The following is a 12499-nucleotide window of genomic DNA, read 5'->3' as shown; positions in this document are numbered from 1 at the left end:
ACAAGATATTTTATAAAAGTAATGATGAGGACATGAGTTGTTTTTGACGATTCTCAGAGAGGGAAGCCTAGGCTGTGAGCTTCCTAATACGGAAAGACAAACTTACCACCTCTAAACTTCAAGAGTGAACTGCATGATGCATTGTAATTCTTGGCGGATAAAACCGTTATCAATTTACACGAGCTATAAAATGAGCTTATTTTGCTATAAATTCATTTTATTAGAATAAGGGTGGAACCACGATTTCAACACTCGTCCCTTTGTTAGGGACGGGTGTTTTTTGCGTTCTTTTACGGGGAAGTATGCTTGAAAGAGGACATATGACGGATTTTAATTCAGAATATTTTGTTAATAAATTATTTAGGAGGTTAGTAGAAATGAAATCATCTTTAAAGTTTTCTGAGATGTTTGCAATAAGTTTAATGTTGTTTGCACTATTTTTCGGTGCAGGTAATATGATTTTTCCGCCAGCTTTAGGACAAGGTGCTGGAACAGATGTATGGATCGCGTTATTTGGCTTTATCGTAACAGGTGTTGGATTACCTTTATTAGGGGTAATTGTTATAGCTCTAAAGGGAGATATTAATGAGCTAGCGGGACGTGTACACCCTGTATTCGCACTTGTTTTTATCACTGCAATTTATTTATGTTTAGGCGTATTCGTAAGTGTTCCGCGTACAGGAACAGTTGCTTATGAAATGAGTGTTGCACCATTTTTACCAAGTGAGATAGCTGGTCAATCTTATCCACTTGTTATCTTTACATTCATTTTCTTTGCAGTAACTTTCTATTTAGCTTTAAACCCATCGAAATTAGTGGGCCGCATCGGTAAAGTATTAACTCCGATTTTGTTAGCTGTTATAGCAATTATCGTAGGTAAAGCAATTATTACACCAATTGGAGAATTTGGTGCACCGACAGAAGCGTATAATGCTCCGCTCTTTAAAGGTTTTATTGATGGCTATTTAACTTTAGATGGACTTGCAGCACTTGTTTTCGGAAATGTTGTTATTAATGCTTTAAAAGCAAAAGGCGTTACAAATAAGAATAGCATTGCAAAAGTAACAATCTTTGCAGGATTTATTGCAGCGCTCGGTTTACTACTTGTTTATTTAGCACTTGCTTATCTGGGAGCTTCTAGTGTGTCTCTTGGAATGGGAGCAAACGGAGGAATTATTTTAACAAACGTTGTAAATCATTTATTTGGTAGTTACGGAACTCTATTATTAGGGATCGCAATTACAGCGGCATGTTTAACAACTTCTGTAGGTATTGTTGCAGCTTGTGGAGAATATTTTTCTTCCTTATTACCAAAGCTTTCTTATCAAAAAGTCATTTTCATTTTCTGTGTATTAGCATTTATGGTAGCGAATCTTGGATTAACTCAGTTAAATGCATTAGCATTACCAATTTTAATTGCAATTTACCCAATTGGTATCGTACTGATTGTATTATCACTTGTTGAAAACTATATTCGTCTTCCATTAGCTATGTATGTAGGTGGTATTGTAGGCGCATTTGCAATTAGCTTCTTTGATGGATTGCATAATGCAAATCTTCAAGTAGCGGCTCTTGCTCCTATTTTAGATAAAATTCCATTATATAGTGTAGGGATTGGTTGGCTAGTTCCGGGTATCATCGGAATTGCAATTGGATATGTAGTTTCTTTATTTCAAAAGCAAGAAATTGCTGTAGAAAAATAAGGGGAAGAGGCTTTCTTTAAAAGAAAGCCTCTTTTTTTGTAGAAAAATTATATATAGAAGAATTCGGATATTTAAAAAATTATACGTAATATAGTTGACAAAAAAATTACCAGTAGGCTAAGATTGACTTAGTTGTGGAAATATTGGAAGGGAAGAGGTTTTCTATGACTATATCATTTTTGTAAGAAGAGGTGATAGAACGATAGAATTAGGCGGTTTATTTTTTTTGAACTTCGTTGAGAATGATAATCAATAAAATGATGAAAGAGTTTTATGTTTATTCTTATAGGAAAAATTGGTGGGATTATTTTTTTACCTATCAATGAGAATGATAATCAATACATTTCTAACTACATATTGTTACTCGTTATAAAATAGAGATAGAAAGATTATTTTTTTCTTATATATTGAGAATAATTATCATTTTCAAAAAAGGAAAACAAGGAGGCAGTAAGGTAAATGAGAAAGTTTTCGGTATTACCCGCTTTTATTATGACATTCGTATGTATGCTAGCTTTTTTCGTAGTGCCATTTGGACAAGCTTCGGCAAATGTAGCTGACGGTACTTACGATATTAACTATGTCATACAAAAAGCAGAAAATGATTCAGCTTCAATGGCAAATGATTATTTTGAAAAACCAGCTAAGTTAATTGTGAAAAATGGTGAGATGAGGGTACAAATTCCTATGAATCATAGTGCTTGGATTACAGAATTTAAAGCACCAGAGAACGGGAACTTTGTTGATGCAAAAGTTGTTAGTAAAGATGAATCTGCAGATAAAAGAACTGTAGAGTTTAAAATAGACGACCTATCTAAACCAGCAGCTGTAAAAATTCATGTTGTTGTACCTAACGTAAATTATGACCATAACTACACAATTCGCTTTGCGTTTGATGCAAATGTAAAAGCGGTAGGTGGAGAGAATAAGGTAACTGCTGCAACAAAGAATAATGATCAGACAAAAACAGATACAAAAGTAAAAGAAGAAGAGAATAAAGAAACAAATAAAGAGGCGAACAAAGGAACAAATGAAAGTGGTAAAGCTGAAAAAACAGATAACCCAAAAACAGGCGATGAAGCACGCATCGGATTATTTGCAGTGTTAATTCTTATTTCAGGTGTTTTCTTAATTCGTAAAGTGAAGTTAAGTAAATAAATCTTTTGAAGGGTGATGAATATATGTTTAAACAATTTAAAATAATTATTGCCGTATTTGCTGTTTTATTTACGTTTATAGCAACACTAGGTTTACAAGATACAAAGGCTGCTACAAAATTGGCTGATGGAAAATATAATATTGCTTTTACTGTATGGAAAGGCGATAAAGATGAATCATCTAGAATGAATAGTTATTTTGAAAGTCCGGCAACATTAACAGTTAAAGATGGAAAACAATATGTTTCATTCAAAGTGAAAGATAGTACTTCTATTAAAAGTTTACAAGTAGAAAAAAATGGTCAATTCGTAGAAGCTACTGTGTTAAGTGAAAATACAAAAGAGAATACTAGAGTTGTAGAATTTGAAGTTGCTGACTTGTCAAAAAAACTAAATGGCAAGGTGAAAATTAATATCCCAATTATTAATTATAATGCTTCATATGATATTCGTTTTGTATTTGATGGGAACAGTATTAAATAATTAAAAAATTTTCAAAAGGGAGAGTCGTTCCATTGAACAGGTATGTAAAAATTATTGTTGCTATGTTTTTAATGGTATTTACATTCGTATCAACATTACAACCACTTGCAGTTCAAGCAGCTACCCAGTTGGCTGACGGTGAATATTCAATCGGTTTCAAAGTTCTTAAGGATACATCAGATGAAGAATCTATGATGAATCAATACTCTGTAAGTCCAGGAACTTTAAAAGTGAAGGATGGGAAGAAGAAGGTATCCTTTACGTTAGAACATAGTTCATGGATTACGAAGTTTGAAACAGAAAAAAGTGGCCAGTTTGTTGCGACAAATGTAATTAGTGAAGATAAAGAAAAAGATACACGAGTAGTAGAATTTGAAGTGGACGATGTAGAGAAAGTATTAAATGCGAAAGTAAAAGTAGACATAGACTTTTTAAATTATCATCATGACTATGATGTGCGTATTGCATTTGATCAAAATAGTGTTACACCGATTCATGTAGAAAAACCAAATGAAAAAGAGGATCCAGCAAATAAGCCAGATCCAAATGAAAAACCGGATCCAAGTCAGAAGCCCGACCAAAAGCCTGACCCAGATCAACAACCCAATTCTAACACAATTAACGATGGGAATTATAGTATTCCATTTAAAGTGTTAAAAGATAAGACAGATGAAGAATCTAAGATGAATACTTACATGGTAAATCCAGGAGTATTAACAGTAGAAAACGGTAAGAAAAAGGCAATTGTAACACTAACAAGTAGCTCATTAATTAAAAATTTCCAAACGGAAAAAGATGGTGCATTTGTTGATGCGAAAGTAGTGAGTGAAGATAAAGAAAAAGATACACGAGTAGTAGAGTTTGAAGTGAACGATTTATCTAAAAAACTAAATGCAAAAGTATTTATCGAAATGGCATCAAGAAACTATAAGCAAACACATGATGTGCAACTTTTATTTGGACAAGATAAGCTTGAACAAATTAAAAACGAAGAGAAACAACCGGATGGAGATAAAAAGCCGGAAGTAGAAAAACCAGAAGTTGAAACAATTAAAGATGGAGAGTACAGCATTCCATTTAAAGTATTAAAAGATAAGACAGATGAAGAATCTAGAATGAAAGACAAGCTAATAAGTCCAGTAGTATTAAAAGTAGAAAACGGTAAGAAAAAAGCGACTGTAACATTAACAGATAACGCATCAATTAAAAATTTCCAAATAGAAAAAGATGGTTCATTTGTTGATGCGAAAGTAGTAAGTGAAGATAAAGAGAAAAATACAAGAGTAGTAGAATTTGAAGTAGACAGTTTATCTAAAAAGTTGAATGCAAAAGTATTTATTGAAGTGGCATCACAAAATTATAAACAAACGCATGAATTACAACTTCAATTTAATCAAGATAAACTTGAGCCAATTAAGAACGAAGAAAAGCAACCAGATGGTGATAAAAAGCCAGAGGTAGAGAAACCAGAAGTAGAGAAGCCGAATGTTGAAACAATGAAAGACGGCGAATACAGCATCAGTTTCAAAGCTTTAAAAGATCAAACAGAAGAAATTTCAATGATGAACACGTATACGAAGAGTCCAGGCGTGTTAAAAGTGAAAGATGGTAAAAAATATGTATCATTCACATTAACGAATAGTGCATGGATTACAAAGTTTGAATTTGAGAAAAATGGTTCGTTTGTTAATGCGAGTGTATTAAGTGAAGATAAAAAAGCCGATACACGCGTAGTGGAAGTGGAAGTAGACGATTTATCTAAAAAGTTAAATGCAAAAGTACAAGTAGATATCGATTCAATGAATTATCATCATTTCTACGACATTCAATTTGCATTTGATAAAGGTAGCGTTAAACCGTTAGATAACCAAGGCGGAAACGATAACCAAGGTGGAAATGATAACCAAGGCGGAAACGATAACCAAGGTGGAAATGACAACCAAGGCGGAAACAATAACCAAGGTGGAAACAATAACCAAGGCGGAAACAATAACCAAGGAGGAAACAATAACCAAGGCGGAAACGATAATCAAGGAGGAAACAATAACCAAGGTAACAACACAACCATTGATCCAAAAGCCCTTAAAGATGGTGAATACAGCATTGGCTTTAAAGTTCTAAAAGATAAAACAGAAGAAATCTCAATGATGAACACATATACAAAGAGTCCAGCTGTACTAAAAGTGAAGGATGGTAAGAAGTATGTATCGTTTACATTAACGAATAGTGCATGGATTACAAAGTTTGAGTTTGAAAAGAATAGTTCTTTTGTTAACGCAAAAGTGTTAAGTGAGAATAAAGAGCAAAATACGAAAGTAGTAGAGTTAGAAGTAGATGATTTATCTAAAAAATTAAACGCAAAAGTAAAAGTAGATATTGATGCGATGAATTATCACCATTTCTACGATGTTCAATTTGTATTTGATCAAGATAGTATTAAAGTTTTAGGTAGCCAAGGCGGAAACGACAACCAAGGCGGAAACGACAACCAAGGCGGAAACGGCAACCAAGGCGGAAACGGCAACCAAGGTGGAAACGACAACCAAGGCGGAAACGGCAACCAAGGTGGAAACGACAACCAAGGCGGAAATAATCAACCAAAAGTAATAGTTGATCCGAAAAATTTAGTGGATGGTCAATATGATATTCCATTTAAAGTGTTAAAAGATAAAACAAATGAGCTTTCAAAGATGCATGACTATACTGTACACCCAGCAAAATTAATCGTTAAAGATGGTAAAAAATACATTGAGATGACGTTGAAAAATAGTGCATGGATTACAAAATTCCAAACGGAAAATAACAGTCTTTTTGCTGATGCGAAAGTAGTAAGCGAAGATAAAAATGCAAATACGAGAGTAGTGCAATTTGAAGTAAGTGATTTATTTGCAAAATTAAATGCAAAAGTAAAAGTTGATATCAACGAAATGAACTACCATCATTTCTACGATGTCCAAATTCAATTTGATACAAATAATATTGGTGCGTTAGGAACGATTAAAGAGGATCCAAAAAAAGATCCGAAAAATGATCCGAACAATCCGGTGATTACACCGAAAGTAGATAATGTGAAAAAAGTAGATAATCCTGATTTTAACCGAAATGCAGATGATAAGAAGAAAAAAGAAGATCAAAAAAATGATTCGAAAAAAGAGAAAAACTCAAAAACGGCAGATACAGCACAACTAGGTTTATACATGGTGCTATTGCTTGGGTCACTTGCTTTACTAGTTCGTAAATATAGAGCAGGAAGATTGTAATTTTTGGAGTCTTGATGCATGTTCGCATGCATCAAGACTTGTTTCATATTGTTTGGAAAGGAGTGGTGATTGAGAGTGAAGAAAATTGCTAGTGTACTAATGGCTATCATTCTATTAGTGAGTATAGCTGGATGCTCGGCGCCCAAAAAAGAAGCAGCAAAACAGGTAAAGAGTGAGAGTAAAGAGAGAATTGTTGCAACGACAGTTGCTGTTACTGAAATTATGGATGCGTTAGAAGTAGATTTAGTTGGTGTTCCAACAAGTACGAAAGATTTACCAAAGAGATATAAAGGTTTATCTGAAGTCGGGAATCCGATGAGTCCTGATATGGAAAAGGTAAAATCGTTAAAGCCGTCAGAAGTTTTATCCGTGACAACACTTGAATATGAATTAAAGCCAGTTTTTGATGGTGTGGGCATGAAAGCAAACTTTTTAGATTTAACAAGCTTGAAAAATATGCAAAATTCCATTAGCGATTTAGGTAAGCGATATGGACGTGAAAAGCAGGCTGAAGCAGTTGTAACGAAGTTAGATAACAAGGTTGTAGAGATTAAAAAAGCAGTAAAGGGAAAGAAAGAACCGACAGTGCTTATTTTATTAGGTGTACCAGGGAGTTATTTAGTAGCAACAGAGCATTCTTATATTGGAGATTTAGTGAAACAACTAGGTGGTAAAAATATTGTGCAAGGTGAACAAGTAGAGTATTTAGCTTCTAATACAGAGTATTTAAAAAAAGCTGATCCAGATATTATTTTACGAGCAGCTCATGGTATGCCTGATGAAGTTGTGAAAATGTTTGATAAAGAATTTAAAACAAATGATATTTGGAAACATTTCGCTGCAGTTAAAAATAACCGTGTTTACGATTTAGAAGAGCGCTTATTTGGAACGACAGGTAATTTAGCAGCAATTGAAGCGTTAGATGAATTGAAAAAAATGATGTATCCGTGATGCATTTTAATATAAAGGAAGAGTGGAATGAATAAAAAAACTTGGAGTTTCCTCATTGTTACTGCATTGCTTATTGTTATGACATCATTGTCAGCGATGAAAGGGAGTTTAGAAATAGGTATTGTTGAGCTTGTGCAAGGGATATTTACAGGGGGGAATGAAGATGTTGAAGTGATTAAAGATTTACGTTTCCCACGTATTATTATTGCACTATTTACTGGAGCAGCTCTGGCCGTTTCAGGTGTGCTTTTTCAAGCTGTTATGAAAAATCCACTTGCTGATGCTGGGGTAATTGGGATATCTTCTGGAGCAAGTTTTATGACACTTGTTATTATTACGTTATTCCCGCAATTCTTTTTCTGGACACCCGTATTCGCCTTTTTAGGTGGTGCGTTTGCATGTTATCTCGTTTATGCATTTTCATGGAAGTCAGGGTTAAGTCCGCTTCGCATTATTTTAGTTGGTATAGCTATTAATGCAATGTTCACTGGATTAAATGAATCGTTCATTACGATTTGCGGATACTTCATTAAGAGTATTAAGCAAACGACGACTTCTAACATAACGATGAAGACGTGGGGCGATGTAGAAATAATGGTTACATATGGAACAATTGGTCTTATTCTTGCTCTGTTTGTAGGAGCTTGGTGTAACTTATTATTGCTACAAGATAAGACTGCGAAAAACTTAGGTTTGCACGTGACGAGAGTTCGTCTTATTATTTCTGCTATTGCAGTACTTTTAGCGGCAGTATCAACAGCGATTGCAGGTGTTATTGCTTTCGTAGGATTACTCGTTCCGCACATTTCAAGACAACTAGTCGGTTCGGATCATAAAGTATTAATTCCATTTTCTGCTCTTGCAGGAGCGTTATTAATTTTGACGGCGGATACGATTGGAAGGTTAATTGTGCCACCTAACGAAATTCCAGCAGCGACGATTATGGCAGTGATTGGTGGCCCATTCTTAATATTCTTGCTTAGAAAGAGTGATAAAGTTCATGGAAATTAAAAATGTAACCTTTTCGTATGATAATGTAACGGATCGATTAAAGTCGGTTAGTAGTGAAATAGAAATTGGTAAAATTACAACAATTATTGGTCCAAACGGTTGCGGGAAATCGACATTACTTGGCGTGATGTCAAGAAATCACGATCCTCGTAGCGGAGAGATAATACTCGACGGGAAGGCGATTAGTCAATATAAACCAAAAGAGTTTGCTAGAAAGTTAGCCGTTGTCCATCAACAAAATGAAGCACCGGCAGACATGACGGTAGAGAAATTAACAAGTTATGGTCGTATGCCTCATAAAAATATTTTTTCCTCGCAAACTGATGAAGATAGAGAAGCAATCGAAAGGGCTTTAGCATGTACGAATTTGCTAAGTAAACGTGATAAAGAGATTCACGCTTTATCTGGTGGAGAAAGACAACGTGTTTGGATTGCCATGACGTTAGCTCAGAAAACACCAATGCTCTTTTTAGATGAACCGACAACATATTTAGATATTTATTATCAACTTGAAATATTAGAGCTAGTAAAAGAGTTAAATGAAGTACATGGATTGACAATCGTTATGGTATTACATGATATCAATCAGGCGATTCGCTATAGTAATCATATTATCGTTATGAAAGACGGCGAAATTGTTACGAAAGGTAAGCCGAATGATGTTGTGACAGAAAGTATGATAAAGACGATATACGGTGTAGATGTCGTTGTAAAGCAAGATGAAGATACAGGGTTGTATATGGTCCCAATGGGTATTTAAATATGCGAACAATCCGTTTTGAGGTGATGATTTGAGTAGTAAAAAAGAACGGAAGAAGAATTCTTTTTTTCAACGAATACTTACAGTTGTTTTTTTAGGTACCTTTTTCTATTCAGTATATGAATTAGGTGATATTTTCATGGATTACTATGAAAATCGTAAAGTAATGGCCGAAGCACAAAACATTTATGAAAAGAGTCCGATGGAAGAGCAATCACAAGACGGGGAAGTACGTAAACAGTTCAAAGCTCTGCAGCAAATTAACCAAGAAATAGTTGGATGGATTACGATGGATGATACACAAATTAATTATCCAATCGTTCAGGCGAAAGACAATGATTACTATTTATTTCGTAATTATAAAGGTGAAGATATGAGAGCAGGAAGCATTTTTATGGACTATCGTAATGATGTGAAATCTCAAAATCGAAATACTATTTTATATGGTCACCGTATGAAAGATGGTTCTATGTTTGGAAGTTTAAAGAAAATGTTAGATGAAGAGTTCTTCATGTCTCATCGTAAATTATATTACGATACATTATTTGAAGGATATGATCTTGAAGTGTTCTCGGTGTATACAACAACAACTGATTTTTATTACATTGAAACGGATTTTAGCAACGATACGGAATACACATCATTTTTGGAGAAAATTCAAGAAAAATCGCTGTACAAAACGGATACAAAATTGACAGCAAGTGATCAAATCGTAACACTTTCGACGTGCGACTATGCACTCGATCCAGAAGCAGGAAGGTTAGTCGTGCATGCGAAGCTAGTAAAAAGACAGTAAATAAAAAAGTATAGAATAGGAGAAGTGGTAACGCTTCTCCTATTCTATACTTTAAAAAAGAACTATGTTTACTGTGCTGCAGCCATTGGCATACGTACAACTTTAACATTGTAGTAAGTGATTTTATTATCAAGAATATAATCTGGCATCCCGCCTTGATGTGAGTGAGCGTCTTTAAATGCTGAGCTCTTCGTCCAACCTTGGAAATCTTCTTTTGCATTCCAGCGTGTGCTAATTGTTACCTCATCATAATCAACTGTATTTTGCGTTAAAAGAACTTCTAATCCTAAAAAGCCTGGCATCGTTTCGACTTGACCTACTTTATTAAAACGCTCAATTAATTTATGTCCATTTCCCTTTGTAATTTTAGCTGTATTTGTAACAATAATCATGTTTTATTCCTCCTATAAATGTAGCCTTTATTTTCGAGAACTCATATACATTAAATGATAATGAAAATCATTATCACTGTCAATGGTAAATGTGAAATAAATAAGTTTTTTTATTATTTTGGACAGTAAGATTTCCATTTTAAAATGTAGTAAATATGTGGCGGTTAAGTGAGAGAATGAGCGAGTTGTACTAGCAAAGCAATAATATGGTATAGTGAAACGAGGCTGTTTTTTCAGGCTCGTTTTTTAAATGCTTCCTATAGAGAAAGCATGCAAATGGAAAGGAAGTTATTATATGCGATCAGAAATAACTGTAAAAATAAAACCGAAATTTATAAAAGAAATTAAAAGTGGATATCCGCTTATTTTAAAAGATGCGATTCAAAATTTAAATGATGTTCAGGAAGAAGGAACAATCATTAAAGTAGTGGATGAGAAGAACCATTTTATTGGAAAAGGTTATTATGGAAAACAAAATAAAGGATACGGCTGGATTTTAACGAGAAAAGAGAGTGAACAAATTAATCAATCTTTCTTTGAAAGTAAAATAAAATCTGCCTTACATAAACGAAAGCAATTTTACAAATCAAGTGATACGACAGCATTCCGTGCCCTAAATGGTGAAGGTGATGGTCTTGGAGGCTTAATTATCGATTATTATGACGGCTATTATGTAGTAAGTTGGTATAGTGAAGGGATTTATACTTTCAGAGATGAGATTATAGCAGCTCTTCAAAAAGTAGCAAACTTTAAAGGTATTTATGAGAAAAAGCGTTTTGATACGAAAGGGAAATACATTGAAGGCGATGATTTCGTAGCAGGAGAGCGCGGTGAGTTCCCGCTTATCGTAAAAGAGAACGGTGTGAACTTTGCTGTTTATTTAAATGACGGAGCGATGGTTGGTGTATTTTTAGATCAGCGTAACGTTCGAAAACAAATACGTGATACATATGCAAAGGGGAGAACAGTATTAAATATGTTCTCTTATACAGGTGCTTTCTCTGTATTTGCAGCGCTTGGCGGAGCGAGTAAAACGACGAGTGTCGACCTTGCAAATCGTAGTTTAAGTAAAACGATTGAGCAATTTAGTGTAAATGAAGTTGATTATGAAGCGCAAGATATTATTGTAGAAGATGTATTTCTTTACTTCAAATATGCAGCGAAGAAAAATATGAAATTTGATATGGTTGTACTTGATCCTCCAAGCTTTGCACGCTCAAAAAAATATACATTTAGTGCAGCAAAAGATTATAAAAATTTATTAAAAGAAACAATTGCCATTACAGAAAATAACGGGATTATCGTTGCTTCTACAAATTGTAGCGCATTCGATATGAAAAAGTTTAAAGGCTTTATCGATACAGCATTTAAAGAAATGAATGGCAAATATAAAATATTAGAAGAACATTCTTTACCAGAAGATTTTCGTACCATTGATCAATTCAAAGAAGGAGACTATTTAAAAGTAGTTTTCATCGAGAAAATTAAAGGGTAATAAAGAAAAGGAGCTCGAGTTGACTTGAGCTCCTTTTCTTATTGAACGATATTTTGTACTCTACCGACTTGCCCGTCCTGCAATCGCACTTTAATGCCATGAGGATGGGAAGGGGAGTTTGTTAAAATATCTTTTACAATTCCACGTGTTAATTTGCCTGTTCGTTGATCTTGTTTTAATACAATATCAACTTCAAGACCGGGTGCGATATTAGAACGTTTTTGTCCGTTCATTTATACACCTGTACGTCTACGTTGGTTGTTTGTTTTCTTCGTTTGTTGGTTTTGTAATTTTTTCGTTTCTTGGCTTTGATTTGTATTATTTGACCCATTTCCATTTCCTTGCTTTTTCTTTGCAAGTTGTTCGCGCATTAAATCAGCTAAGCTTACTTTTTTGTTTTCTGACATGATAAGTCTCCTTTATATAAAGTTAATTATGAACAATCGTAGTGAATTTTATCATATCATTGTTAGGGGAGGAAGGGAAGTTGG

Annotated in this window: 12 protein-coding genes and 1 other annotated feature; of the genes, 9 read left to right on the top strand and 3 right to left on the bottom strand. The window is 34.2% G+C overall.

Annotated features, from left to right (window positions below; all coding sequences use genetic code 11):
- Positions 1-12 precede the first annotated feature (12 nt).
- Positions 13-263 (top strand) — a binding site (T-box leader).
- 114 nt (positions 264-377) lie between these two features.
- The 8 genes from brnQ6 to srtB all read left to right on the top strand — a co-directional run bounded on the left by brnQ6 (position 378) and on the right by srtB (position 10121).
- Positions 378-1703, top strand: coding sequence for a branched-chain amino acid transport system II carrier protein BrnQ6 (gene brnQ6, locus J0835_RS22300; RefSeq protein WP_087982274.1), 1326 nt, complete (start codon positions 378-380; stop codon positions 1701-1703).
- 459 nt (positions 1704-2162) lie between these two features.
- Positions 2163-2861, top strand: coding sequence for a heme uptake protein IsdC (gene isdC, locus J0835_RS22295; protein ID WP_087982272.1), 699 nt, complete (start codon positions 2163-2165; stop codon positions 2859-2861).
- Positions 2862-2884: 23 nt separating this feature from the next.
- Positions 2885-3343: an NEAT domain-containing protein gene (locus tag J0835_RS22290; protein ID WP_087982270.1), complete on the top strand. Its 459-nt coding sequence runs from the start codon at positions 2885-2887 to the stop codon at positions 3341-3343.
- A gap of 32 nt (positions 3344-3375) precedes the next feature.
- Positions 3376-6603, top strand: coding sequence for an NEAT domain-containing protein (locus tag J0835_RS22285; RefSeq protein WP_087982268.1), 3228 nt, complete (start codon positions 3376-3378; stop codon positions 6601-6603).
- 69 nt (positions 6604-6672) lie between these two features.
- On the top strand, positions 6673-7554 hold the full coding sequence (gene isdE, locus J0835_RS22280; protein ID WP_140386897.1) for a heme ABC transporter substrate-binding protein IsdE: 882 nt from the start codon (positions 6673-6675) through the stop codon (positions 7552-7554).
- Positions 7555-7581: 27 nt separating this feature from the next.
- Entirely contained in the window at positions 7582-8565 is a 984-nt protein-coding gene (locus tag J0835_RS22275; RefSeq protein ID WP_087982265.1) for a FecCD family ABC transporter permease, read from the top strand.
- A complete protein-coding gene (locus J0835_RS22270; protein ID WP_087982263.1) occupies positions 8555-9325 on the top strand; it encodes an ABC transporter ATP-binding protein in 771 nt (256 codons plus the stop codon). The genes J0835_RS22275 and J0835_RS22270 overlap by 11 nt, the downstream gene beginning before the upstream one ends.
- 31 nt (positions 9326-9356) lie before the next feature.
- On the top strand, positions 9357-10121 hold the full coding sequence (srtB, locus tag J0835_RS22265) for a class B sortase (RefSeq protein ID WP_087982261.1): 765 nt from the start codon (positions 9357-9359) through the stop codon (positions 10119-10121).
- A 68-nt stretch (positions 10122-10189) separates the two neighbouring features.
- Here the strand turns inward: srtB and isdG are convergent, their stop codons facing one another.
- The gene (gene isdG / locus J0835_RS22260; protein ID WP_087982258.1) at positions 10190-10513 is read right to left on the bottom strand and encodes a heme oxygenase; all 324 of its coding nucleotides are present in this window, start codon (positions 10511-10513) and stop codon (positions 10190-10192) included.
- Positions 10514-10808: 295 nt separating this feature from the next.
- Here isdG and J0835_RS22255 point away from each other — a divergent pair, with 295 nt between their 5' ends.
- Positions 10809-12008, top strand: coding sequence for a class I SAM-dependent rRNA methyltransferase (locus J0835_RS22255; RefSeq protein ID WP_001255862.1), 1200 nt, complete (start codon positions 10809-10811; stop codon positions 12006-12008).
- A 38-nt stretch (positions 12009-12046) separates the two neighbouring features.
- Here J0835_RS22255 and J0835_RS22250 read toward each other — a convergent pair whose 3' ends face one another.
- Entirely contained in the window at positions 12047-12241 is a 195-nt protein-coding gene (locus J0835_RS22250) for a YwbE family protein (protein WP_001014310.1), read from the bottom strand.
- Positions 12242-12415, bottom strand: a complete 174-nt coding sequence (locus tag J0835_RS22245) for a hypothetical protein (RefSeq protein WP_001293585.1) — start codon at positions 12413-12415, stop codon at positions 12242-12244.
- Positions 12416-12499 lie beyond the last annotated feature (84 nt).

The sequence above is a fragment of the Bacillus cereus group sp. Sample62 genome, assembly GCF_036851315.1.
Classification (GTDB): Bacteria; Bacillota; Bacilli; order Bacillales; family Bacillaceae_G; genus Bacillus_A; species Bacillus_A wiedmannii.
This window is presented reverse-complemented; position numbering and strand designations above follow the sequence as displayed.

What these genes read in the sequence shown, in the direction of transcription:
- isdG (WP_087982258.1), bottom strand. Translation starts at nt 10,513, where the DNA reads ATGATTATTGTTACAAATACAGCTAAAATTACAAAGGGAAATGGACAT.
- brnQ6 (WP_087982274.1), top strand. Translation starts at nt 378, where the DNA reads ATGAAATCATCTTTAAAGTTTTCTGAGATGTTTGCAATAAGTTTAATG.
- J0835_RS22245 (WP_001293585.1), bottom strand. Translation starts at nt 12,415, where the DNA reads ATGTCAGAAAACAAAAAAGTAAGCTTAGCTGATTTAATGCGCGAACAA.
- J0835_RS22290 (WP_087982270.1), top strand. Translation starts at nt 2,885, where the DNA reads ATGTTTAAACAATTTAAAATAATTATTGCCGTATTTGCTGTTTTATTT.
- isdC (WP_087982272.1), top strand. Translation starts at nt 2,163, where the DNA reads ATGAGAAAGTTTTCGGTATTACCCGCTTTTATTATGACATTCGTATGT.
- J0835_RS22275 (WP_087982265.1), top strand. Translation starts at nt 7,582, where the DNA reads ATGAATAAAAAAACTTGGAGTTTCCTCATTGTTACTGCATTGCTTATT.
- J0835_RS22255 (WP_001255862.1), top strand. Translation starts at nt 10,809, where the DNA reads ATGCGATCAGAAATAACTGTAAAAATAAAACCGAAATTTATAAAAGAA.
- J0835_RS22270 (WP_087982263.1), top strand. Translation starts at nt 8,555, where the DNA reads ATGGAAATTAAAAATGTAACCTTTTCGTATGATAATGTAACGGATCGA.
- J0835_RS22250 (WP_001014310.1), bottom strand. Translation starts at nt 12,241, where the DNA reads ATGAACGGACAAAAACGTTCTAATATCGCACCCGGTCTTGAAGTTGAT.